This window comes from Streptomyces sp. NPDC001717, from assembly GCF_042892775.1.
GTDB lineage: Bacteria > Actinomycetota > Actinomycetes > Streptomycetales > Streptomycetaceae > Streptomyces.
In genome coordinates this window covers 738,783-761,282 of the sequence record NZ_JBIAUK010000001.1, presented here as the reverse complement: position 1 = coordinate 761,282, position 22,500 = coordinate 738,783, and the positions used below count along the sequence as shown (strand labels likewise).

The window sequence follows — 22,500 nt, the reverse complement described above, 5'->3', positions numbered from 1 at the left end:
GCGGGGCTGTCCCCTGCCCGCCCTTCCACCGTTCCCCGGGCGCTGCCCGGACCCGTCCCGGGGGCTCCGCCCCCAGACCCCCGCGCCTCGAACGCCGGCGGGGCTGGAGTTGCCCTGCGGGCAATCCAGCCACGCCGGCGGGGCTGGAGTTGCCCTGCGGGCAATCCAGCCGCGCCTGGCGGACGGCAGCGGCCGAAACCAGCCCCGCCGGCTAGAGCCAGCCCTTTTCGCGGGCCGTGCGGACCGCTTCCGCCCGGTTGCGGGCGGCCAGTTTTTGGATGGCCGTCGAGAGGTAGTTGCGGACCGTGCCCTGCGAGAGGTGGAGGCGGGTCGCCAGTTCGGCGTTGGTGGCGCCCGCCTCCGCCGCCCGCAGGACCTCCCGTTCCCGGTCCGTGAGGGGGTTCGCGCCCTCCGCGAGGGCCGCCGCCGCCAGGGTGGGGTCGATGACCCGCTCCCCGTCCAGGACCTTCCGTACGGCCGCCGCCAGCTGCGCGGCCGGCGCGTCCTTGACCAGGAACGCGGAGGCGCCCGCCTCCATCGCCCCGCGCAGGTATCCGGGCCGGCCGAAGGTGGTGAGGATGACGATGCGGATGTGCGGGAGCGCCGCGCGCAGCGCCGCGGCCGCCGCTATGCCCGTCATGCCCGGCATCTCGATGTCCAGCAGGGCCACGTTCACGTCGTGCGCGCGGGCCGCCTCGACCACTTCGTCTCCGCGGGCGACCTGCGCCAGTACCTCGATGTCCGGCTCCAGTCCGAGCAGCGCGGCGAGGGCCTCGCGGACCATCGACTGGTCCTCCGCCAACAGGATGCGGATGGGTCGTGGGCTCATGACCGCGATCCTAGGGGGACCCGGGCGACCAGTCGGAAGCCGGATGTGCCGGCCGGGCCGGCCGACAGGGTGCCGCCGACCGCCTCCAGGCGTTCCGTCAGGCCCGTGAGGCCGTTTCCGGGGGCGGCCTGGCCGCCCGCGCCGTCGTCCCGGACCACGAGCTCCACCACCGGGCCCTCCAGCGTCTGCGGCGTCTCCAGGCTGACCGCGCACCGCTTCGCGCCGCTGTGCCGGACCACGTTCGTGACCGCTTCGCGCAGCGACCAGGCCAGGGCGGACTCCTGTTCCTCGGTCAGTTCCCCGGGCAGGTCGGCGCACTCCCCCGCCGGGAGCTTCGCGACGACCCCGGCCGCGGCCAGCGCGGTCCGGGCGCCCGCGAGTTCGCCGGGCAGGGTGGGCCGCCGGTAGCCGCTCACGGCTTCGCGTACGTCGACGAGCGCCTGCCGGCTGACCTGCTCGATGTCCGCGACCTGCTGGGCGGCCCGGTCGGGGTGGTCGGGCAGCATCCGTCCGGCGAGCTCGCTCTTGAGCGTGATCAGGGACAGCGAGTGGCCCAGCAGGTCGTGCAGGTCGCGGGCCATCCGCAGGCGTTCCTCGTTCGCGGCGAGCTGGGCCACCGTGGCCCGTGCCTCCCGCAGTTCCATGGTGGTGCGGATCATCGCGCGGATGCCGACCATCGCGAATCCGCCCATCAGGGCCGGGATCAGCAGGCCCGCCAGGTAGGCGTCCCCGCCGGGTACCGCGTAGGCGGTGGCCGTCAGCAGCGCGGTGGCGGCCGGGACCGTCCAGCGGGAGACCTCGGTGGGCAGTGCGGCGCCGGAGGAGATGGACACGTAGACGAAGAGGACCAGCCATTCGCGGCCCAGCGACAGCGACAGGACCGTGGCCTGTGCGACGAGGACGGCCAGCGAGGCCAGGACCCGCGCCACGGACATCTGCCGGACGGTGCGGAAGACCAGCACCAGGTACCAGGCGACGAAGGCGGTCAGGCCCAGCGACCCGAGTACCCGGGCCCCGGTGGAGTGCCCGCCGCGGACCAGGTCGGTGACGGGCGCGCTCAGGTAGAACAGCCACATGCCGACCCACAGGGCCTTCACCAGCTGCTGGCGGAGGGTCAGCGGCTTCACGCCGATCCCGACCCCCCGGACCTCTTCGCCTTCCTTCGTCAGCGCCACGGCGTCACGCCTTCAGTGAGTCCTTGCGGTACAGCCAGGCGGCCGCACCGGTGAACAGTACGAAGTACACCGCGAGGATCGCCACGTCCTTCGCGTGGGGGGCGCCGCCGAGCTCGATGGCCTGGCCGAGGCCCGCGTAGGCGTGGGTGGGGAGCCATTCGCAGATGTTCTGGAGCCACTGCGGGAAGGCGGCGGTCGGCATCCACAGGCCGCCGAGGATGGAGAGGCCGAAGTAGACCAGCATCGTCAGGGGGCGGGCGGTGTCCCCGCCGGCCAGGTAGCCGAGGGCGACGCCGAGCGCGGCGAAGACCAGGCTGCCCGCCCAGATGGCACCGGTGAGGGCGAGCCACTGCCAGGCGTCGAACCGTACGTCCTTCACGGCGGCGGCCACGGCGAAGACGACGAGGATGGCCGGGAGGGACAGGACCCCGGCTCCGGCGGTCTTGGCGAGGACGTAGCCGCGGCCGGGGAGGGGGGTGAGCCGCAGCTGGCGGACCCAGCCCTTCTCGCGTTCCTTGGCGATGCGCTCGCTGTTGCCCATCAGGACGGCGGTCAGGGCGCCGAAGGAGGCCATGGCGACCATGTAGAAGGCGGGCATGGTCAGTTCGGTGCCCATGACCTTGGTGGTCCCGTTGAGGGTGCCGCCGAGCATCAGGAAGAGGGCGGCCGGGTAGAGGACCGTGAAGAAGAGGTACTTCTTGTTGCGCAGGGCGCGGACGATCTCGAGCTTGATGAGGGCGTTCACTTCGTGGCCTCCTCGGCCTCGGTGAGGGCGATGAAGGCCTGCTCCAGGCCGAGGCCCGCGACCTCCAGGTTGCGGGGGTAGAGCCCCAGCCCGTACAGGGCGTGGACGGTCGCGTCGGCGTCGCGGGACTGGAGCCGCACGGTGTTGCCGCGCTGCTCGAAGGAGGTCAGGAAGGGCAGCTCGCGCAGGTCGGCGGTGTCCGTCCCGTCGGTCACGTCGAAGGTGATCTTCCGGGCTCCGGCCTTCGCCTTGATCTCGGCGGCGGTGCCGTCCGCGAGGACGCGGCCCTTGGAGAGGACGATGACGCGGTCGGCGATCGCGTCGGCCTCCTCCAGGTAGTGGGTGGCGAAGAGGACGGTGCGGCCCTGGTCGGCCTGTTCCCGCATGGTGGCCCAGAAGGACTGGCGGGAGGTCACGTCCATGCCGGTGGTCGGCTCGTCGAGCACGATGAGGTCGCTGTCGCCGACGGTGGCGAGTGCGAAGCGCACCCGCTGTTCCTGGCCGCCGGAGAGCTTGTCGACCTTGCGGTCGGCGATCTTGTCGATGCCGGCGCGGGAGAGGACCTGGTCGATCGGGTGCGGCCGGGGGTGCAGGGCGCAGCCGAGCGCCACGATCTCCCGTACGGTCACCTCCTCCATGAGGCCGCCGCTCTGGAGCATCGCGCCGACGCGGCCGGCGGCGACCGCCTCGCGCGGGGTGGTGCCGAAGAGCCGGACGGAGCCGGAGTCGGCGGGGCGCAGGCCGAGGAGGAGGTCGAGGGTGGTGGATTTGCCGGCGCCGTTGGGGCCGAGGAGTGCGACGGTCTCGCCCGGGTGGAGTGCGAGGGAGAGGCCGTCGACCGCCCGGACCGTGCCGTAGCTCTTGGTCACGTTCTCGAAGCTCACCACGGTGTCGGTGGCGGGCTGCGCGGTGCGTGTCGCGGTCGTCGTCATGGGAAGAGCTTCGCCGTCGGGGGGTGCCGCGCGGCAGTGTCGCCCGTCGTGAGGGCCGCATGACGGATGTCATGCGGCGGACATGACGGTGCCCCGCCCGGGGTTCCGGACGGGGCACGGTCGTACGCCGTACGCCCTAGGCGGGGTTGGTGTCGACGACCACGGTGCGCTCGGCCGTGGTCTTGCCGCGCAGGGCCTTGGTGAGGGCTCCGGCCACGTCCTGGGGGGTGACCGGGGTCTTCTCGCCGGTGCCCCGGGTGATCAGGATCCCGTCCCAGGTGTTCCCGTACGTGGCCTTGAGCGCGTCGAGGTCGTACTTCTCGACCAGGTGGCCGTCCACGGGCTGCATGCTGAGGATCTTGGGCAGGGACTTGGCGCCGAAGGCGATGGGCTTGTTGCCGATCTTGACGATGGCGTTGGCGGACATCGCGGGCTCGGCGAACTCCTTCATCGCCCGGTCGATCTCGCCCTGCTCGATGGTCGGCGCCTTGGTGGTGACGGGCAGTTCGGGCGGGGCCGCCTTGCCGGTCGCGACCATGTCGCGGAAGGCCTTGGTGACGATGGCGACGGAGGCGTCGACGTCGAGGGTGGTGCCGGCCTTGCCGGGGACGGCGACGGCCTTGCCGGTGTCGAACTTGATCGTCGCCTCGGTGGCCGTGCCCGCGGTTCCGGCGATCTCCTGGAGGGCCGCCTGGAGCTTCTCCTCGTCGACCGGCATCACCGGGTCGGCGACGCGCTGGTTGCCGAGGAGCGAGCCGATGACGGTGATGGGGTTGTAGTCGCTGCCGGCGGCGTTGCGGACGGTGGTCTGGGCGTCGAGGCTCAGACCGGCCTTCTCGGGCTTCAGCTCGGCCTGCTTGCCGCCGACGCTGACCTGGAGCGGGGCGGCGGCGCGGGTGCCGAAGGCGGTCTGGAGCTTGGCCACGGCCTCGTCACGGCTGCCGCTGATGTCGGTGCCGAGGACGGTGGTGCCCTTGGGGACGTCGGAGTGGTTCAGGAGCAGGCCCGCCCCGTAGGCCACGCCGAACAGGAGGATGACGCCGCCGCCGATGAGGACCGTCTTGGAGCGGCCCTTCTTCTTGGCCGGGGCGGACTTCTCCTGCGCGGGGGCGGGGCGCGGTGCGGCCGGTCCGGGGGCCGGTACGCGGGCCGTGGACGGGGAGGGGGTGTCCAGGCCGGGACCGGGCCAGCCGTGCGCGTCCGCGCCGCCGGGACCGTTGCCGAGGCCGGGGCCGGCGGTGGGGCCGGCGGGGGCTCCGCCCTGCTCGGCCCGGAACGCCTGGAGGGGCTGCGTGGAGCCGACGCCGGGCGCGTCGGGGCCGGGAGCGCCGGGGACCAGCCCGCCGGGCACGGGACCCGCGGGCGCCGGGGCGCCGGGCACGGGGCCGGGGCCGAACCCGTGGGCGAGGTCCGACATCGGCGCGGCGGGCGTGGGCGGCTGGGGCGCGAAGCCGGCGCCGGGCACGGCCGGGTTCGGCGGCATCGGCGCCCGTCCGGGCACGGGGGCCGCCATCGGGCCGCCGGGGAGCGGAGCGCCGGGGAGCGAGGCGCCGGTGGGCCGGGTCGGCAGCTGCGGGGCGGGCCCGGGCGCCATGGCGCCGGCGGACCGGGTCGGCAGGGGCGCGGGCCCGGGGGCCGGAGCCGGCGCGGGCGGCGGTGTGGCTGCCTTGCGGGGGGCGAACCAGTTGCTGGACGGTGCCTCGGCTTCGGCGGCCGGCTCCGGCTCGGCCTGGATCCGGGTCGGCTGGGGCTTCGGCCGCTGCTCCAGGCGCGGCTCGGCCTGGGCGGGCGCGGCCGGCAGGGCCGGGCGCGACGCCTGCTCGGGGCCCTGCGGCGCGTCGGGGCCGTCGTCCGCCGAGCCGGAGTTGGCGCCCATCGGCGTGCGTACGACCACGGGCGGGATCGGCCGCGAACCCGGGATGTTGATCCGGATCCGGGTCGTCAGCGTCGTCTCGGTCTTGGGCCCGTCGGGATCGGGCGTAGACGGGTTCGAGGTCACAGGGTTCTCCTCCGGGGACTGGCCGGTTCCATACGGCGGCGTACCCGAGGGGTAGGCGGCTCCACCGGGCCCTTTGGACCCGGAGGACGAACTGGCGGTTTCACGACTCAAGGCAGGTTCTCCCGGTTGGCTCCGCCGCCCGTCATACCGTGCGCGGGCTGCTCGGCGGCCCGTCCACCATACTGGCCGCCGCCCGGACGCAACTGACCCCGGGGATTCAGGGGTTCCCCGGACCCCTCATCGAACCCCCGCGCGGGGGCCCGCGAGCCCCTCGTCCGCCCCCTCCCCGGATCCCTCTACGGAGTCCGACACCACGTCACTTGGCGGGCCGTCCGGCCGAAACCGGCCGATCCAGCGGGCCGCGCAGGGTGGCACACATCACAGCGAGCACCGTACCGCCCAAAAGGTAGGCGTACATGCCGATTCCGGACGAACTCAGCAGGAAGTCGCCCTCGGGGCGCGGGACACCGAGCATCACGTACGCGAGGAACCAGCCGACCACGGGTGCGCCCACGCCGAGTCCGGTCCCGAGGGCGATCCGGCCGCCGAGGAAGAGCCCGAAGAGGCCCGCCAGCCCGAGCAGCAGCCCGAGGGGGAACCACAGGTCCACCACGAGCCAGCCGGCGAGGCCGGTCAACGCGCCGAGCACCAGCAGGCCCAGGGCCGCGGCGATCCGCACCGGGGTGAGCGTCGCGGTCATGCCCCGACCCCCGCGAACAGGTCGTGCTCGCGCTCGCCCGCCGGGGCACCCGGCTCGCCTTCGACGAGTTCGTAGTACTCGCGGACGAACAGCGGCTGCCCGAGGTCGTTGGAGAGCGCGAAGAAGGGCCCGTCCACGGCGATCTGGGTGACGTGGGCGCGCATCGCGGCCGCCTTCGCCGCCGCGAGTTCCGCGGGCACCTCGATCTCGGCGGTGATCCGCTCGTCCGCGACGACCCCGGGCACGTCCTTCGGGGAGGCGATCCCCGGGAAGGGCGACTCGGTCCCGGTCGCGCGCAGTTCGGCGAAGCCCTCCTCGACCACGGAGAGCGGGACGCGGTTCCAGTAGACCTTCGCGATCCGGTGCGGCTCGCCGAGGTCGCGACGGTAGGCGCCCTCCGCGGCCAGTTCGGCGGCGCGCGTGGCGACCCGGTGGGCCTGGATGTGGTCGGGGTGCCCGTATCCGCCGTCGGGGTCGTAGGTGACGAGCACCTGCGGGCGCACCTCGCGGATCACCTCGACGAGGTAGGCGGCGGCCTCGTCCACGTCGGCGGACCAGAAGGCCTCGGGACGGTCGTTCTGCGGGGCGCCCATCATCCCGGAGTCCCGGAAGCGGCCGGGGCCGCCGAGGAACCGGTGGTCGGTGACGCCGAGTTCCGCCATGGCGTCGGCGAGCTCGCCGACGCGGTGGGCGCCGAGGGAGTCGTCGCGGTCGGCCGTGAGGTGCGCGAGGGCGGGCGGGATGACCTCGCCCTCCTCGCCGAGGGTGCAGGTGACCAGCGTGACGTGGGCGCCCTCGGCCGCGTACTTGGCCATGGTGACGCCGTTGTTGATCGACTCGTCGTCCGGGTGCGCGTGCACCAGGAGCAGCCGACGGGCGGGGAGACCGTTCATGGGCCCAGCCTAGGGCCTGTCTTTTCGATCAGGCCGGACCCGGGGAGGCGCCCCCGCGGGGCGGCCTCAGAACTTGAGGCCGCTGATCATGCTCGCCACGTTGGAGGTGAGCTGGCTGAGGGTCGGAGCGATCGTGGAGCTCGCCAGATAGAAGCCGAGCAGTACGCAGACCACCGCGTGTCCCGCTTTCAGGCCCGACCTGCGGACCAGCAGGAAGACGACGATCGCCAGCAGCACCACGGCCGAGATCGAGAGTGCCACGGCGGTTCACCTCCACGTCGAGCGGACATCGGTAAGCGCATTCGTGCTCGGTAGGACTCATACCCACCGTGCGCTACGGATCATAACTATCCGTACCAGCGCATCGATCGAATTCCGGCAGCACGAGGGGCGCACGCCGCGCATGGGCTGGGTCACACCAGAGGCCGACCGGAGGGGTTCTGGCCCCCTCCGGTCGGCTGTCGGCACCCGCACGGCCGCACGTCACACAGGCTGCATGCCCCGGATCTCGGGGCAGAAACGGTCAAGTTGCCTACATGTTAACCGAGTTGCTCGCACGCTCGGCCATCCCGAACGGTCGGCCGGACGGCTTCGGGCGTGGCCGGAAATGATCGACCCTTCGGCATGTCCGGCGCGGCGGGGCGCACTGGGCCGGAACGGCCCGACCGTGCGCCCCGAACGGGCGCCCTGCGCCGGGTCATACGCCCCCGCCGCCCAGGGTCTTGCCGGCCGCACCGCCCTCCGGCGGGGACGGGGGCACCACCTGCTTCTCCGCCGCGAAGTGGCAGGCCGAGGGGTGGGCCGCCGGGCCCGAGGGGAAGGCCGCGGGGACGGCCAGCAGCGGGACCTCGGTCGTGCAGCGGGGCTGCGCCTTCCAGCAGCGGGTGCGGAAGCGGCAACCCGACGGCGGGTTGGCCGGGGAGGGCACGTCGCCGCTGAGGATGATCCGCTCGCGGTGGGCGCGGGCCTCCGGGTCCGGGACGGGCACCGCCGAGAGCAGGGCCTGGGTGTACGGGTGCGTCGGGTGGTCGTAGATCTCGGCGTCGGAGCCGATCTCCACGATCCGGCCCAGGTACATCACGCCGACCCGGTCGGAGATGTGCCGCACGATCGACAGGTCGTGCGCGATGAACACGTAGCTCAGGTCGAACTCGTTCTGGAGCCGCTCCAGCAGGTTGATCACCTGGGCCTGGACGGAGACGTCGAGCGCGGACACCGGCTCGTCGGCGACGATGATCTCGGGCCGCAGGGCGAGGCCGCGGGCGATGCCGATGCGCTGGCGCTGGCCGCCGGAGAACTGGTGCGGGTAGCGGTTGACGTACTCGGGGTTGAGGCCGACCACGTCGAGGAGTTCCTGGACCTTGCGCCGCCGGTCGCCCTTCGGGGCCACCTCGGGGTGGATCTCGTACGGCTCGCCGATGATGTCGCCGACCGTCATGCGCGGGTTGAGCGAGGTGTACGGGTCCTGGAAGACCATCTGGATGTTGCGGCGGACGGCCTTGAGGGCCCTGCCCGACAGCTTGGTGATGTCCTCGCCCTTGTACGAGATCGCGCCCGCGGTCGGGCGTTCCAGGTTCACCAGCATCTTGGCGACGGTGGACTTGCCGCAGCCGGATTCGCCGACGATGCCGAGGGTTTCGCCGGCCCGCAGCGCGAAGGAGACCCCGTCCACGGCCTTGACCGCGCCGACCTGTTTGCGGAAGACGATGCCCTGGGTCAGGGGGTAGTACTTGACCAGGTCCTTGACTTCGAGAAGGGACTCAGCCATGGAGGCACTCCTTCCAGAAGTGGCAGGCGCTGGTCCGCGCCTCGGGCGTCCCGGTCACCCCGTACAGCGGCGGGACGTCGGTGCGGCACACGGCCTGCGCCATCGGGCAGCGCGGGTTGAAGGCGCAGCCGGACGGGATGGCCAGCAGGTTGGGCGGCAGGCCCTTGATGGCGTAGAGCTCCTGGCCCTTCTGGTCCAGGCGCGGGATCGAGTCCAGCAGGCCGCGGGTGTAGGGGTGGGCCGGGGCCTTGTAGATGGCGTGGACGGGGGCCGCCTCGACGATCCGGCCCGCGTACATGACGGCGATCTTGTCGGCCACGTCGGCGACCACGCCGAGGTCGTGGGTGATCAGGATGAGACCCATGTGCAGTTCGCGCTGGAGCTCGGCCAGCAGGTCCATCACCTGCGCCTGGACGGTGACGTCGAGGGCGGTGGTCGGCTCGTCGGCGATGATCAGCGAGGGCTCCAGGGCCAGCGCCATGGCGATCATGATGCGTTGGCGCATGCCGCCGGAGAACTGGTGCGGGTAGTCTCCCACCCGCTCCCTGGCGGCGGGGATCTTCACCCGGTCCATCAGCTCGACGGCCATGCCCCTGGCGTCCTTGCGGGACATCCCGCGGTGCACCTCGTACATCTCGCCGAGCTGCGCGCCGACGCTCAGCACGGGGTTCAGGGAGGACAGCGCGTCCTGGAAGATCATGGCCATGCCGGCGCCGCGGACCTTGCGCCGTTCGTCCTCCTTCATCTTCAGGAGGTCCTTGCCGTTGAACAGGATCTCGCCGCTCGTGATGCGGCCCGGCGGCATGTCCAGGATCCCCATCACGGCCTGGGCGGTCACCGACTTGCCGGAGCCGGACTCGCCGAGCACGGCGAGGGTCTCGCCCGCGTCCACCGAGTAGTCGACTCCGTTGACCGCCTTCGCGACTCCGTCGCGCGTCTTGAATTCCACGTGCAGGTCGCGGACTTCGAGCAGCATGTGCGGGGCTCCTCAGCGCAGCTTGGGGTCGAGGGCGTCGCGCACCGCGTCGCCGAGCATGATGAAGGCGAGCACCGTGATGCTCAGCGCGGCCGCCGGCCAGAGCAGCATGTGCGGGGCGTTGCGGATCTGCGAGGCGGCGTTGGAGATGTCGATGCCCCAGGAGACGGTGGGCGGGCGCAGGCCCACGCCGAGGAAGGACAGGGTGGCCTCCAGGGCGACGTACGTGCCGAGCGCGATCGTGGCGACGACGATGACGGGGGCGACGGCGTTGGGCGCCACGTGCCGCAGCAGCATCCGGCCGTTGCCGGCGCCCAGGGCGCGGGCGGCCTGGACGTAGTCGTTCTGCTTGGCGGTGATCACCGAGCCGCGGGCGATGCGGGCGATCTGCGGCCAGCCGAGCAGCACGATGAAGCCGACCACGGGCCAGACGGTGGTGCCGGTGACGACCGACAGGAAGACCAGGCCGCCGAGGATGACGGGGATGCCGAAGAAGATGTCGGCGACCCGGGAGACCAGGGAGTCGCCCCAGCCGCCGAAGAACCCGGCGAGGCCGCCGAGGGCGGAGCCGAGCAGGGCGGCGCCGAGGGTGGCGCAGACGCCGACGGTGATGGAGGCGCGGGCTCCGTAGACGGTGCGGGTGTAGACGTCGCAGCCCTGGGTGTCGTAGCCGAAGGGGTGGCCCGGTGCGGAGCCCTCCTGGGACTTGGACAGGTCGCACTGGAGGGGGTCGCCGCTCGCGATGAGCTGCGGCCAGATCGAGATGACGACGAGGAAGAGGATCACCAGCGCGGAGAGGATGAAGACGGGGTTGCGGCGCAGTTGGTGCCAGGCGTCGGACCACAGGGAGCGGGCCTTGTCCTTCGGGCCGGTGGCGTCCGGACCGGCGGTCTTCTCGATGCCTTCCACGCTTTCGGCCTCGTCCAGCGCGAGATCCATGGGTCCCCCCTGGCCCGTGGGGGAGACGGCCTCCTTGGGGCGGGGGCCCACCGGGTCGTAGCCGCCCGGTTCGGGGCGCTCGGGATCAGGCATAACGGATCCTCGGGTCCAGGACCGCGTAGAGCAGGTCGACGAGCAGGTTCGCCAGCAGGAAGACGATGACGAGGATGGTCACGAAGCCGACCACGGTGGGCGCGTTGTTGCGCAGGATGCCCTGGTAGAGCTGGTAGCCGACGCCTCGGATGTTGAAGATCCGCTCGGTGATGATGGCCCCGCCCATGAGGGCGCCGATGTCGGTGCCGATGAAGGTGACCACCGGGATCAGGGAGTTGCGCAGCAGGTGGCGGGTGACGATCCTGCGGCGCGGCAGACCCTTGGCGACGGCGGTGCGGATGTAGTCGGCCTTGACGTTCTCGGCGATGGAGGTGCGCGTGAGCCGGGTGACGTACGCCAGGGAGACCAGGGCGAGCACGAGGCCGGGCAGGATCAGCTCGTTGAAGGGGACGTCCGGGGAGACGGTGGGCCGCACCCACTGGAGTTTGACGCCGAAGACGAACTGGAGGACGTAGCCCGTCACGAAGGTGGGCACGGAGATGACCACGAGGGTCAGCACCAGCAGGGAGGTGTCGGTGGCCTTGCCCCGGCGCAGTCCGCTGATCACGCCGAGGGTGATGCCGATGACGATCTCGAAGAAGATCGCGACCAGGGTCAGGCGCAGGGTGACGGGGAACGCCGAGGCCATCAGCTCGGTGACGGACTGGCCGTTGAAGGCCGTGCCGAAGTCGCCCTGGAAGATCTGCCCCATGTAGTGGAGGTACTGCTGCCACAGGGGGCGGTCGAGGTAGAGGTCCTTGCGGATGCGCGCGGCGGTGGCCGGGTCGGGGGCCTTGTCTCCGAAGAGGGCGGCGACCGGGTCACCGAGCGCGTACACCATGAAGAAGATCAGGAACGTGCTGCCGATGAACACGGGGATCATCTGGAGCAGCCGCCGGATCACATAACGTCCCATGGACTGCTCCAGGTTCGATCCGGTGGGTGGTCAGCTGACCTTGATCTGGTCGTACACGGGGACGCTGAACTGGTTGAGCGTCACGTCCGAGAGCCGCTCGGAGTAGCCGGCGCTGCCGTTCTGGTACCAGAGGGGGATGGACGGCATCTGCTGGGCGAGGACCTTCTCGGCGTCCTGGAACTTGGCGATGGCCTTGGCGGAGTCGCTCTCCCGGTTCGCCTCGTCGACGAGCTTGTCGAAGTCGGCGTTGCTGAACTTCCCGTAGTTGGAGGAGGCGCCGGTGTAGTACAGCGGCTGGAGGAAGTTCTGGATGAGCGGGTAGTCGGCCTGCCAGCCGGAGCGGAACGGGCCGGTCAGCTTGTAACTGCTCTGCTGGTTGCGGAAGTCGGCGAAGGTGCCGACCGGGTTGACCGTGCAGACGGGGCCCTCGCCCAGCGCGTTGTTGATGCTGTTGCAGACGGCGTCCATCCATTCCCGGTGCGAGCCGGTGTCCACGTTGGAGGTCAGCGTGACCTTGCCGCCGGGCAGGCCACCGCCCTCCTGGATGAGCTTCTTGGCCTCGGCCGGGTCGAAGACGCACGCGTCGCCGCAGATCGTCGCGGAGAAGCCGCCCTTCTCGCCGAGGGCCGGGGAGGTCCAGTCCTTGGCGGGGGTGCGGGTCTCGCGGAAGATCTGCTTGGTGATCTCGTCGCGGTTGATGGCCCGCGAGATGCCCAGGCGGACCTTCTCCGATCCCTCCTTGTTCCACTGGGGGTCGTACAGCGGGAAGGTGAGGGTCTGGATGATCAGGGCCGGCTGGTTGATGTAGCGGTCGCCCAGGTCGTTCTTGACGTTCTTCAGCTGCTGCGCCGGGACGTCGTCGACGAGGTCGAGGTTGCCGGAGATCAGGTCGGTGTAGGCGGTGTTGTTGTCGGTGTAGACCTTGAGGTCGACCCCGTTGTTCTGCGCCTTGTCCGGGCCGCCGTAGGCGTCCCACTTGCGCAGCTGCATCCCGGTGCCCTTGGTGTACGAGTTCACCGTGTAGGGGCCGTTGCCCACGGGCTTGTTCAGCCAGCCGGAGTGGTCGGTGAAGAAGGACTTGGGCAGCGGGGAGAAGGCCTGGTAGCCGAGGGTCTCGGGCCAGGTGGAGAACTTGTCCTTCAGGGCGACCGTGAAGACGGTGGGGCTCTTGACGACCAGCCCGGACATCGTCTTGGCCTTGGGCTCGCCGCTCGTCGGGTGCACGTCCGCGTAGCCGACGATGTCGGAGAAGAACGGCGAGTTGTTCTGCTTGTTGCGCACGTCCGCGCCGTAGTTCCAGGCGTCCACGAAGGACTGGGCGGTGACGGGCTCGCCGTTGCTGAACTTCCAGCCGTCCTTCAGTGTGATCGTGAAGTTCTGACTGTCCGTCGTCTCGATCTTCTCGGCGACCATGTTGTTCGCCTGGCCGGTCTTCGGGTCGTACCGCTTGAGGCCGCGGAAGAGCATGTCGAGGACCTTGCCGCCCTGCACCTCGTTGGTGTTGGCCGGCTCCAACGGGTTCTGCGGGTCGCCCCAGGAGGAACTGACGATTCCGGAGCCACCGCCTCCACCGCTGTCACCGCCCCCGCCGCAGGCCGTCGCCGTGAGGGCGACGGCCACCGCACATGCGGCCCATTTGGCGTGGGTGGCTCCGCGCATGAAGTGCCTCCTATTGGCTCCCAAGACTCACTTAGGGCCCAATGTCACCCTATGTGGGGGCCGCGACACTCCTCGTTGGACCGATTGCACCCTCGCGTCCCGCGCCTGTCACCCGCGCGAGTGCAAACTCAGCTCCCAGGTGTCCACCGCGTGGTGCGGGCGCATGCCGTGCGCCTCGTAGAACGCGAGGGCGCCGGTCTCGTTGCGGGTGTCGACGTCGAGGCCGACGGTGGCCCGACCGCGGGCCGCGTAGGCGGCGAAGGCGTGGCGCAGGAGGAATCCGCCGATGCCCCGGCCCCGCAGGTCGGTGCGGACGCCGAGGTAGTGGAGCCAGGCCATGCTGGTGCGGTCGTCGCGGGTCAGCAGGACGCCCGCGTCCCCGGTGCCCGGCAGACCGGCGATCCAGACCAGCGACCAGTCGAGGCCGCGTGCGTCGAGATGGTCCAGCCATGCCTCGTACGGGCGGCGCACATGGCCGAAGTGGGCGGCGAAGGCCTCCTCCACGAGGGCGTGGGCGCGGCGGCGGTCGGCCTCGTCGGCGGCGCAGTCACGCAGGACGAGCCCTTCGGGAGGGGTGGGCGGCGGGTCGGCGGCCGGGGACAGGGCCCGGGTCATCACCTGGTGGCGGCGTACGGACCGGTAGCCGCGGCCGGGCAGCACGTCGGCGTCGAGGACCGGCTCCACGCCCAGCCGGAGCCGCAGGACGGCGTCCCCCTCCCCCGCGGCCAGCTCACGGGCCCGGGCCTCCATCAGCTCCAGCAGCCGGACGGCGGCCGCGCGGTGGCCGGGCAGTACACAGTGGTCGGAGTCGATCCTGCCGGGCCCGGAGTCGTGCCACACCTGGGCGTAGGACACGAGCCGGCCGCCCTCGAAGGCGAGCCAGGAGTCCTTGGCCAGGTCGGTGCCGGGGTGGTGGAGGTCGGCCTCGACGGCGGCGAGGTCGGTCTGCGGTCTGCCGATCTCGATGACGTCGACGGCGTTGAGCAGGGCGCAGATGTCGGGGGCGTCCCCGGGCCCGGCGGGCCGTACGGTCGTCGTGCGCCGCCTGCGGCGGTCGTACGGTGTCGCGATCACCCGCCCACTGTCCGCTCGTCGGCGGGGCCCCCGCAACTTCCCGCGGCGCGGACCCCCCGACGGGGTGTCAGTCGAGCTCGACGTGTGCGAGGTCCATCCGGCCCTGGCCGTCGACCGCGACGTTCTTCACGGACTTGGAGTGGGCCACGGCCGACATGTAGGTGAAGACCGGGATGTACGGAAGGTCCCTGATGACGATGTCGTCGGCCCGCTGGTAGAGCTTCAGGCTCTCGGCCGGGTCGGTCGCCCGGTCGGCGGCGGCGAGGACGGCCTCGAACTCGTCGTTCGCGTACCGCCCGAAGTTGGAGCCGTTCGCGATGGCCTCCTTCGAGAAGACCGGGCGCAGGTAGTTCTCGGCCGCCGGGTAGTCCATGGCCCATCCCATCCGGAAGGCGCCCTTGAACCTCTGGGACTTCACGTCGTCGGTGAGGGCGCCGGCGCTCTGGTACGGCTTGGTGGTGACGTCGAGGCCGAGGTTCGCCTTCAGCTGGGCGGCGACGGCCTCGATCCACTCCCGGTGGCCGCCGTCGTCGTTGTAGCCGAGCTCCAGCTTGTTGCCGGGTATGCCGCCGGCCTGCTGGAACAGCGCCTTCGCCTTGATCGGGTTGTAGGTGCCGGCCTCGCCCAGGGCGCCGCGGCGGTAGCCGGGGACGACCGGGCTGATGAAGTCGTCGGCCACCTTGCGGGTGCCGTGGAAGATCTTCTTGGAGATGGTGTCCCGGTCGATGGCCATGGAGATCGCCCTGCGGATCTCGACCTTGCCGAAGGCCTCGGGGTTGGCGGCCAGCGGGAGGCCGAGGTAGCCGACGGACGCCTCCGGCTTGTAGATGTAGCGGTCGCCGAACTCCTCGGAGACCGTGCCGAGCGCGGAGACCGGCAGCTTGTCGGTGATCTGCAGGGCGTTCTTGCGCAGGTCGCCGTAGGCGGTGTCCAGGTCGTCGTAGATCTTGAAGGTCACGGCGTCGAGCTTCGCGCGCCCCTCGGCCGGGTACTTGTCGTACTTCTTGACCTTGATCTGCTTGTCGTGCTCCCAGACGCCGTCCATGCGGAACGGGCCGTTTCCGATCGGGGACTGGCCGAACGCCTTCGGGTCGGCCTCGAACGCCTTGGGCAGCGGGTAGAAGGCGCTGTAACCGAGCATGGTCCGGAACTGGGAGAACGGCGCCTTGAGGGTGACCGTGAACGTCCGGTCGTCGATGACCCGCAGGCCCTTCAGCTCCTTGGCGGTGGGCTTCCCGCCCTTGCCGGGGGCCAACTGCTCCGAGCCCTCGATCTTCGAGAAGAAGCCCATCGCCTCGGCGCCGTTCTCCTGGTCGGCACCCCAGTTCCAGGCGCGGACGAAGGACTGCGCGTCGACCTTCTCGCCGTTGTGGAACGTGAACCCGTCCTTGATCCTGATCGTCCAGGTCTTGGAATCCGGGCTGTCGATGGACTCGGCGATCGCCAGCATGGGCTCGTTGCTCTTCGTGTCGTACTCGACCAGGCCGGTGAACAGCGCGTGGAGGACCTCCGCGCCCTCGGTCTCGACGGTCTCCTGCCCCACCAGTCCCTGCTGCGGCTCGCCGAGGGCCACGGTGATGTGCCCGCCGGTCTTGCGGGACCTCGCGTCCTCGCCGGCTCCGCACGCGGTGGCGGTCAGCGCCAGGACGACGGCACCGGCGATCCACTGGGTGCCCGCTGTGCGCATGGGGGGTGCCTCCTGGGGGGTCGCTTTCGGCGGTGCGGGAAAGCGGACGGGGCCCAGCCGGGATCGGCTGGGCCCCGTCCGTCGTTCCGGGGGGATCAAATGGCCAGGACGGCCTTCTCCTCCGCGAAGTGGCACGCCGACTCGTGCGCGGCCAGGGAGTCGCTGCCCTGGAAGCGCGTCGGGATGGCCAGCAGCGGCTCCTCCGTGGAGCAGCGGTCCTCGGCCTTCCAGCAGCGGGTGCGGAAGCGGCAGCCCGACGGCGGGTTGGCCGGGGAGGGGACGTCACCGGTGAGGATGATCCGCTCGCGGTGGGCGCGGGCCTCCGGGTCCGGGACCGGGACGGCCGACAGCAGCGCCTGCGTGTACGGGTGCGTCGGGTGGTCGTAGATCTGGGTGTCCGTGCCGATCTCGGCCATCTTGCCCAGGTACATGACGCCCACGCGGTCCGAGATGTGCCGGACGATCGAGAGGTCGTGCGCGATGAAGATGTAGGAGAGGTTGAACTCCTCCTGCAGCTTCTCCATCAGGTTGATGACCTGCGCCTGCACCGACACGTCGAGCGCGGAGACCGGCTCGTCGCAGATGATGATCTCCGGGTTGAGCGCGAGGCCGCGGGCGATGCCGATGCGCTGGCGCTGACCGCCGGAGAACTGGTGCGGGTAGCGGTTGATGTACTCGGGGTTGAGGCCCACGACGTCCAGGAGTTCCTGGACCTTGCGGCGCCGGTCGCCCTTGGGAGCCACCTCGGGGTGGATCTCGTACGTCTCGCCGATGATGTCGCCGACCGTCATGCGCGGGTTCAGCGAGGTGTACGGGTCCTGGAACACCATCTGGATGTTGCGGCGGACGGCCTTCAGGGCGCGCCCGGACAGCTTGGTGATGTCCTGGCCCTTGTAGAAGACCTCGCCGGCGGTGGCCCGCTCCAGGTTCATCAGCAGCTTGGCGACGGTGGACTTGCCACAGCCGGACTCGCCGACGATGCCGAGCGTCTCGCCCTGGTACAGGTCGAAGCTGACGCCGTCGACGGCCTTGACCGCGCCGACCTGCTTCTTGAACAGGATGCCCTGGGTCAGCGGGAAGTGCTTGACCAGGTTGCGGACCTGGAGGATCGGCTCGCGCTCCGGGGCGTTCTTGGTGAGCTCAGCCATGGAGCTGCTCCTTCCAGAAGTGGCAGGCGCTGGCGCGGCCGGGCAGCTCGGAGCCGTCCTGCTCGCTGACCACCTGGAGCAGGGGGACGTCGGTACGGCAGACGTCCTGCGCGGCGGTGCAGCGCGGGTTGAACGAGCAGCCGGTCGGCAGCCGCAGGAGGTTGGGCGGCAGGCCCTTGATCGCGAAGAGCTCCTGGCCCTTCTGGTCCAGGCGCGGGATCGAGTCCAGCAGACCGCGGGTGTACGGGTGCGCCGGGCGCTTGTAGATCTCGTGCACCGGGGCCGTCTCGACGATCCGGCCGGCGTACATGACCGCGATCTTGTCCGCGACGTCGGCGACGACGCCGAGGTCGTGGGTGATCAGGATCAGACCCATGTTGAGCTCGCGCTGGAGTTCCGCGAGCAGGTCCATGACCTGGGCCTGGACGGTCACGTCGAGGGCCGTGGTCGGCTCGTCGGCGATGATCAGGTCCGGCTCCAGCGCGATCGCCATGGCGATCATGATGCGCTGGCGCATACCGCCGGAGAAGTGGTGCGGGTAGTCGTCCACACGCTCCTTCGCCGCCGGGATCTTGACCTTGTCCATCAGCTCGATGGCCTTGAGGCGGGCTTCCTTCTTCGACAGCCCCTGGTGGACGCGGAACATCTCGCCCAGCTGGTAGCCGACGGAGAGCACCGGGTTCAGCGAGGACAGCGCGTCCTGGAAGATCATGGCGATCTTCCGGCCGCGGAGCTGGCGGCGCTCCTCGAAGCTCATCTTGAGCATGTCCTGGCCGCGGAAGAAAATCTCGCCCTGCGGGATCTTGCCGGGGGGCATGTCGAGGATGCCCATGATGGCCTGCGCCGTCACGGACTTGCCGGAGCCGGACTCGCCGAGGACGGCGAGGGTCTCGCCGGCGGCCACGCTGTAGTTGACGCCGTTGACGGCCTTGGCCACGCCGTCGCGGGTGTGGAACTCGACGTGCAGGTCGCGCACTTCGAGGAGCGGCGCCTGGTCGTTCCCGTCACGCGGGGCGGGGACGCGGGAGGTGTTGTCCATGGTGATCACTTACGCCCTCCTCAGCGCAGCTTGGGGTCGAGGGCGTTGCGGACCGCTTCGCCGAGCATGATGAAGGCGAGGACGGTGATGCTCAGCATGATCGAGGGGTACAGCAGGATGTGCTGCGCCACTCGGATCTGCGCGGCACCGGCGGAGATGTCCACACCCCACGAGATGGTCGGGGACGCGAGACCCAGACCCAGGTAGGACAGGGTGGCCTCGGCCGCGATGTAGCCGCCGAGCGCGATCGTCGACACCACGATCACCGGGGCCATGGCGTTCGGCAGGATGTGCCGGAACAGGATCCGGGAGGTGCCGGCGCCCAGCGCCTTCGCGGCGTGCACGTAGTCGGCCTGCTTCACGGTGATGACCGAACCGCGCATGACGCGGGTGATCTGCGTCCAGCCCAGGAAGGCCAGGGCGCCCACGACCGTCCACACCGTGCGGTCGGTGAAGGCCTGGAGGACGACCATCGAGCCGAGCAGGAAGGGGATGCCGAAGAAGATGTTGGTGACCCCGGAGATCAGCGTGTCCGTGAGGCCGCCGAAGTAACCGGCGATCATGCCCGTGATGCCGCCGACGAGGGTGACGATCAGGGTCACGCAGGTGGCGACGATGATCGAGGCCCGGGTGCCGTAGATCAGGCGGGCGTAGACGCTGCGGCCCTGGCCGTCGTAACCGAGCCAGTCCGGCGAACCGACCTGGGCGAGTTCCGGCTTGCCGAGGAAGTGGTGGACCAGGTCGCCCTTGGTGGGGTCGGCGCTGGTGAACCAGCCCGGGAAGGCCGCGATCACGAGGAGCACGAGGATCAGCGCCGCGGAGACCACGAAGTACGGGTTGCGACGAAGGTCGGACCAGGCGTCGCCCCAGAGGCTGCGCGCCTTCTCCTGGGTGGCGGGCGCGATCGCGTCGACGGGGGCGAGGGCGCCCTCGGTCGAGACGGCTTCGGTCTTGGTCATGTCAGGCATACCGGATCCTCGGGTCCATGACCGCGTAGAGGAGGTCGACGAGCAGGCTGGCTATGAGGTAGACGACGACCAGGACGGTGACGACACCGACGACGGTCAGTCCCTCGCGGCGGACGACCGAGTCGTAGATCAGACCGCCGACGCCCTTGACGTTGAAGATGCCCTCGGTGACGACGGCGCCGCCCATGAGCGCACCGATGTCGGTGCCCAGGAAGGTCACGACGGGGATCATCGAGTTGCGCATCAGGTGGACGCCGATGACGCGCCGCTTGGGCAGGCCCTTGGCGACGGCCGTGCGCATGTAGTCCGAGCGCAGGTTCTCCGCCATCGAGGTGCGGGTCAGGCGGGCCACGTAGGCGAGCGACAACGATCCGAGCACGATGGCCGGCGCGATGAGTTCGCCCCACGTCTCCTTGTTGCTGACGTTGGGGTCGATCCAGCCGAGCTGGAAGGCGAACACCGACTTGACGATGAAGCCGAGCACGAAGACCGGCATCGAGATGATCAGCAGCGTCAGGATCAGGACCAGGTTGTCCACCAGCTTGCCGGCCTTGAGGCCGGCGACGATCCCCAGGGCCAGACCCAGGACGATCTCGATCGCGAAGGCCAGGAAGGCCAGTCGCAGCGTGACCGGGAAAGCCGAACCGATGACGTCCGTGATCTCACGTCCGCTTCGGATCTGCTTGCCGAAGTCGAAGTGGACCAGGATGTCGTACATGTAGTTGAAGTACTGCTGCCACACCGGCAGGTCGAGCCCGTGTTCGTGCCTGAGTGCGGCGAGCGTGGCCGGGTCTGTTCCCTTGTCACCGAAGAGCCCGGCCACGGGGTCGCCGGGCAGGCTGTAGACCATCAAGAAGATGAGCGCGGTCGTCCCGAAGAAGACCGGAATCATCTGGAGCAGTCGTCGTGCGACATAGCGCCCCATCATGCCTCCGTAGAAGATGCGGCAGAGGCAGCCGGACGGGCCCTTTCGCCACGCACGCGCGTGACGAACCGTCACTGCGTCGCGAAAGGGCCCCCCGGGGCTCTGCATTTAGGCCCGGATGCGGGCCGGCTCCCCGCCGGCCCGCATCCGTCGAGCGGAATTACGCTGTGGGACTTACTTCTTGACCTCGACGCCTTCGAGGATCGGGTCGCCGTCCTGGGCGTACTTCACGTTCTGGACCTTCTCCGAGAAGCCCGCGTTGACCTTGTAGTACCAGAGCGGGATCGACGGCATGTAGTTCACCAGGTCCTTCTCGACGGCCTGGTAGGCCTTCACCGACTCGTCGAGGGACGCGGCGGTGTCGGCAGCGGCGATCTTGGCGTCCAGGTCGGCGTTGGAGAAGCCACCCTGGTTGCCGCCCGCGCCGGTGCGGAACAGGTCGCTGATGAAGTTGGCGTTGACCGGGTAGTCGAGGACCCAGCCGGAGCGGTAGATCGACTTGACCTGCTTGGACTTACGGGCCTGGAGGTCGGCCTGGAAGTCCGGCTTGGCGTCGCCGGTGCACTTGACCTGGGTGGCCTGGGTGATGCTGTTGCAGACAGCGTCGACCCATTCCTTGTGACCGCCATCCGAGTTGAACTGGATGAAGATCTCGTTGTTCGGAACGCCACCGCCCGCGGCGATGAGCTCCTTGGCCTTGGCCGGGTTGAACTTGGTGACGTCACCGGTCGCGTTCGGCGTGTAGCCGAGGACGCCCTTGGCGACCCAGCCCGTGGCGGGCTCGCGGGTGCCCTGGAGCACGGTCTTGGTGATGGTGTCACGGTCGATCGCCATCGACAGGCCCTGGATGACCTTCGGGTCGACCGGCTTCGGGGTCTTCCACTGGTCGGCGTAGAAGGCGATGGCCAGGGTCTGGATCGCGGAGTACGCCTGGTCCACGGCGCGGTCGCCGAGGTCGTTGCGGTAGACCGGGAGGTCCTTCGGGCCGATCTGACGCAGGACGTCGACGTTGCCCGACTTCAGGTCCTCGTAGGCGGTTTCGAGGGTGGAGTAGTTCTTGAGGATCACACCACCGTTCTTCGCCTTGTTCTCGCCCTTGTAGTCGTCGTAGCGCGCGAGCTCGATCTGCTTCTTGTGCTCCCACGACTTGAACTTGTACGGGCCGTTGCCGACCGGCTTCTCACCGGCGGCCTTCGGGTCCTTGTAGAAGGACTCGGGCAGCGGGGAGAAGACCTCGTAGCCGAGCTTGTACGCGAAGTACGGAACGGCGTTGGCGAGCTCGATGGTGAAGGTGTTCTCGTCGACGACCTTCAGGCCCTCCATCGCCTGGGCGGTGGGCTTGGCGCCCTCGGCCTCGGGGTGGAGCGCCTCGAAGCCCTTGATGTCCGCGAACCAGGACGCGTTGCCCTGCTTGTTCTCGATGTTCGCGGCCCAGTTCCAGGCCTTGACGTACGAGTCGGCGGTCACCTTGGTGCCGTCGTGGAAGGTCCAGCCCGGCTTGAGCTTGACGGTCCAGAGCTTGCTGTCCTTGGACTCGACCGACTCGGCGTTGACCATGGTCAGCTTGCCGTCGGCGTCGTAGTCGACGAGCTGCGAGAACAGCCCGGACATGACGATCGAGCCGTTGGACTCCATCGTGTCGGCCGGCTGGAGGAGCTTCTCGGGCTCGCCCACCTCGACGGAGTAGATGCCGTTCGGGTCAACCTCACCCTTGCCGGCGGCGTCGCCCTTGTCGTTGCCACCGCAGGCGGTCGCAGCCAGGGCGACGACGATCGCGCCCGCTACCCACTTGGCGCTCTTGGCACCGCGCATGGGTTTCCTCCTCATGAGTCCACTGTTTGATGTGCGGGACACATGGACGTTTCGCCGACACCCCTGACGGCGAGTTGAACAGTGCCCCGAGTGTGCTCGTGAGTCGGCGCTCCCCACAGCGCGTGACCCATTGACCCGAGCTCAATGGAGCCAATCCTCGGGGACGGCCTGACCGTAAACCACACTTAAGTGGTCTCGTTTTCACAACATCACCGCATGGCGA

20 protein-coding genes are annotated in these 22,500 nt (G+C 70.0%); all 20 read right to left on the bottom strand.

The annotated features are described in order from the left end of the window. Positions 1 to 211: 211 nt before the first annotated feature. The gene (locus ACFYZL_RS03655) at positions 212 to 829 is read right to left on the bottom strand and encodes a DNA-binding response regulator (protein WP_384744462.1); all 618 of its coding nucleotides are present in this window, start codon (positions 827 to 829) and stop codon (positions 212 to 214) included. Beyond that, on the bottom strand, positions 826 to 2,004 hold the full coding sequence (locus ACFYZL_RS03650) for a sensor histidine kinase (RefSeq protein ID WP_384744460.1): 1,179 nt from the start codon (positions 2,002 to 2,004) through the stop codon (positions 826 to 828). Before ACFYZL_RS03650 ends, ACFYZL_RS03655 begins: the two co-directional genes overlap by 4 nt. A gap of 4 nt (positions 2,005 to 2,008) precedes the next feature. After that, on the bottom strand, positions 2,009 to 2,749 hold the full coding sequence (locus tag ACFYZL_RS03645; RefSeq protein ID WP_384744459.1) for an ABC transporter permease: 741 nt from the start codon (positions 2,747 to 2,749) through the stop codon (positions 2,009 to 2,011). Further along, positions 2,746 to 3,681, bottom strand: a complete 936-nt coding sequence (locus ACFYZL_RS03640; protein WP_384744457.1) for an ABC transporter ATP-binding protein — start codon at positions 3,679 to 3,681, stop codon at positions 2,746 to 2,748. The genes ACFYZL_RS03645 and ACFYZL_RS03640 overlap by 4 nt, the downstream gene beginning before the upstream one ends. Positions 3,682 to 3,817: 136 nt before the next feature. Next, a complete protein-coding gene (locus ACFYZL_RS03635) occupies positions 3,818 to 5,680 on the bottom strand; it encodes a peptidoglycan binding domain-containing protein (protein ID WP_384744455.1) in 1,863 nt (620 codons plus the stop codon). A 316-nt stretch (positions 5,681 to 5,996) separates the two neighbouring features. Beyond that, positions 5,997 to 6,380, bottom strand: a complete 384-nt coding sequence (locus ACFYZL_RS03630) for a DUF6113 family protein (RefSeq protein ID WP_384744453.1) — start codon at positions 6,378 to 6,380, stop codon at positions 5,997 to 5,999. After that, a complete protein-coding gene (gene mshB, locus ACFYZL_RS03625; protein WP_384744452.1) occupies positions 6,377 to 7,273 on the bottom strand; it encodes an N-acetyl-1-D-myo-inositol-2-amino-2-deoxy-alpha-D-glucopyranoside deacetylase in 897 nt (298 codons plus the stop codon). The genes ACFYZL_RS03630 and mshB overlap by 4 nt, the downstream gene beginning before the upstream one ends. A 66-nt stretch (positions 7,274 to 7,339) precedes the next feature. Further along, the gene (locus tag ACFYZL_RS03620) at positions 7,340 to 7,534 is read right to left on the bottom strand and encodes a hypothetical protein (RefSeq protein WP_053677094.1); all 195 of its coding nucleotides are present in this window, start codon (positions 7,532 to 7,534) and stop codon (positions 7,340 to 7,342) included. 436 nt (positions 7,535 to 7,970) lie between these two features. Continuing rightward, a complete protein-coding gene (locus ACFYZL_RS03615) occupies positions 7,971 to 9,041 on the bottom strand; it encodes an ABC transporter ATP-binding protein (RefSeq protein WP_384744450.1) in 1,071 nt (356 codons plus the stop codon). Continuing rightward, positions 9,034 to 10,017, bottom strand: coding sequence for an ABC transporter ATP-binding protein (locus ACFYZL_RS03610; protein WP_388675633.1), 984 nt, complete (start codon positions 10,015 to 10,017; stop codon positions 9,034 to 9,036). Before ACFYZL_RS03610 ends, ACFYZL_RS03615 begins: the two co-directional genes overlap by 8 nt. A gap of 12 nt (positions 10,018 to 10,029) precedes the next feature. Then, on the bottom strand, positions 10,030 to 10,956 hold the full coding sequence (locus ACFYZL_RS03605) for an ABC transporter permease (RefSeq protein WP_384744473.1): 927 nt from the start codon (positions 10,954 to 10,956) through the stop codon (positions 10,030 to 10,032). Positions 10,957 to 11,041: 85 nt separating this feature from the next. Continuing rightward, on the bottom strand, positions 11,042 to 11,965 hold the full coding sequence (locus ACFYZL_RS03600; RefSeq protein WP_384744446.1) for an ABC transporter permease: 924 nt from the start codon (positions 11,963 to 11,965) through the stop codon (positions 11,042 to 11,044). Positions 11,966 to 11,995: 30 nt separating this feature from the next. Further along, on the bottom strand, positions 11,996 to 13,624 hold the full coding sequence (locus ACFYZL_RS03595) for an ABC transporter substrate-binding protein (protein WP_384583322.1): 1,629 nt from the start codon (positions 13,622 to 13,624) through the stop codon (positions 11,996 to 11,998). A gap of 108 nt (positions 13,625 to 13,732) precedes the next feature. Next, entirely contained in the window at positions 13,733 to 14,698 is a 966-nt protein-coding gene (locus ACFYZL_RS03590; RefSeq protein WP_388675628.1) for a GNAT family N-acetyltransferase, read from the bottom strand. Between the two features lie 67 nt (positions 14,699 to 14,765). After that, the gene (locus ACFYZL_RS03585) at positions 14,766 to 16,385 is read right to left on the bottom strand and encodes an ABC transporter substrate-binding protein (RefSeq protein WP_384744442.1); all 1,620 of its coding nucleotides are present in this window, start codon (positions 16,383 to 16,385) and stop codon (positions 14,766 to 14,768) included. Between the two features lie 95 nt (positions 16,386 to 16,480). After that, entirely contained in the window at positions 16,481 to 17,533 is a 1,053-nt protein-coding gene (locus ACFYZL_RS03580; protein WP_384744441.1) for an ABC transporter ATP-binding protein, read from the bottom strand. Next, on the bottom strand, positions 17,526 to 18,572 hold the full coding sequence (locus tag ACFYZL_RS03575; protein ID WP_384744471.1) for an ABC transporter ATP-binding protein: 1,047 nt from the start codon (positions 18,570 to 18,572) through the stop codon (positions 17,526 to 17,528). The genes ACFYZL_RS03580 and ACFYZL_RS03575 overlap by 8 nt, the downstream gene beginning before the upstream one ends. 20 nt (positions 18,573 to 18,592) lie before the next feature. Beyond that, positions 18,593 to 19,540, bottom strand: a complete 948-nt coding sequence (locus tag ACFYZL_RS03570) for an ABC transporter permease (protein ID WP_384744439.1) — start codon at positions 19,538 to 19,540, stop codon at positions 18,593 to 18,595. Further along, positions 19,533 to 20,465 carry an ABC transporter permease gene (locus tag ACFYZL_RS03565; protein WP_384583392.1) on the bottom strand — a complete coding sequence of 311 codons (933 nt, stop codon included), beginning with the start codon at positions 20,463 to 20,465 and terminating at the stop codon, positions 19,533 to 19,535. The genes ACFYZL_RS03570 and ACFYZL_RS03565 overlap by 8 nt, the downstream gene beginning before the upstream one ends. A 174-nt stretch (positions 20,466 to 20,639) precedes the next feature. Further along, complete coding sequence (locus ACFYZL_RS03560; protein ID WP_384744438.1) at positions 20,640 to 22,277, bottom strand: ABC transporter substrate-binding protein; 1,638 nt, start codon at positions 22,275 to 22,277, stop codon at positions 20,640 to 20,642. Between the last annotated feature and the right edge of the window lie 223 nt (positions 22,278 to 22,500).

What these genes read in the sequence shown, in the direction of transcription:
- ACFYZL_RS03615 (WP_384744450.1), bottom strand. Translation starts at nt 9,041, where the DNA reads ATGGCTGAGTCCCTTCTCGAAGTCAAGGACCTGGTCAAGTACTACCCC.
- ACFYZL_RS03610 (WP_388675633.1), bottom strand. Translation starts at nt 10,017, where the DNA reads ATGCTGCTCGAAGTCCGCGACCTGCACGTGGAATTCAAGACGCGCGAC.
- ACFYZL_RS03600 (WP_384744446.1), bottom strand. Translation starts at nt 11,965, where the DNA reads ATGGGACGTTATGTGATCCGGCGGCTGCTCCAGATGATCCCCGTGTTC.
- ACFYZL_RS03575 (WP_384744471.1), bottom strand. Translation starts at nt 18,572, where the DNA reads ATGGACAACACCTCCCGCGTCCCCGCCCCGCGTGACGGGAACGACCAG.
- ACFYZL_RS03630 (WP_384744453.1), bottom strand. Translation starts at nt 6,380, where the DNA reads ATGACCGCGACGCTCACCCCGGTGCGGATCGCCGCGGCCCTGGGCCTG.
- ACFYZL_RS03580 (WP_384744441.1), bottom strand. Translation starts at nt 17,533, where the DNA reads ATGGCTGAGCTCACCAAGAACGCCCCGGAGCGCGAGCCGATCCTCCAG.
- ACFYZL_RS03565 (WP_384583392.1), bottom strand. Translation starts at nt 20,465, where the DNA reads ATGGGGCGCTATGTCGCACGACGACTGCTCCAGATGATTCCGGTCTTC.
- ACFYZL_RS03640 (WP_384744457.1), bottom strand. Translation starts at nt 3,681, where the DNA reads ATGACGACGACCGCGACACGCACCGCGCAGCCCGCCACCGACACCGTG.
- mshB (WP_384744452.1), bottom strand. Translation starts at nt 7,273, where the DNA reads ATGAACGGTCTCCCCGCCCGTCGGCTGCTCCTGGTGCACGCGCACCCG.
- ACFYZL_RS03605 (WP_384744473.1), bottom strand. Translation starts at nt 10,956, where the DNA reads ATGGATCTCGCGCTGGACGAGGCCGAAAGCGTGGAAGGCATCGAGAAG.
- ACFYZL_RS03585 (WP_384744442.1), bottom strand. Translation starts at nt 16,385, where the DNA reads ATGCGCACAGCGGGCACCCAGTGGATCGCCGGTGCCGTCGTCCTGGCG.
- ACFYZL_RS03560 (WP_384744438.1), bottom strand. Translation starts at nt 22,277, where the DNA reads ATGCGCGGTGCCAAGAGCGCCAAGTGGGTAGCGGGCGCGATCGTCGTC.
- ACFYZL_RS03655 (WP_384744462.1), bottom strand. Translation starts at nt 829, where the DNA reads ATGAGCCCACGACCCATCCGCATCCTGTTGGCGGAGGACCAGTCGATG.
- ACFYZL_RS03595 (WP_384583322.1), bottom strand. Translation starts at nt 13,624, where the DNA reads ATGCGCGGAGCCACCCACGCCAAATGGGCCGCATGTGCGGTGGCCGTC.
- ACFYZL_RS03570 (WP_384744439.1), bottom strand. Translation starts at nt 19,540, where the DNA reads ATGCCTGACATGACCAAGACCGAAGCCGTCTCGACCGAGGGCGCCCTC.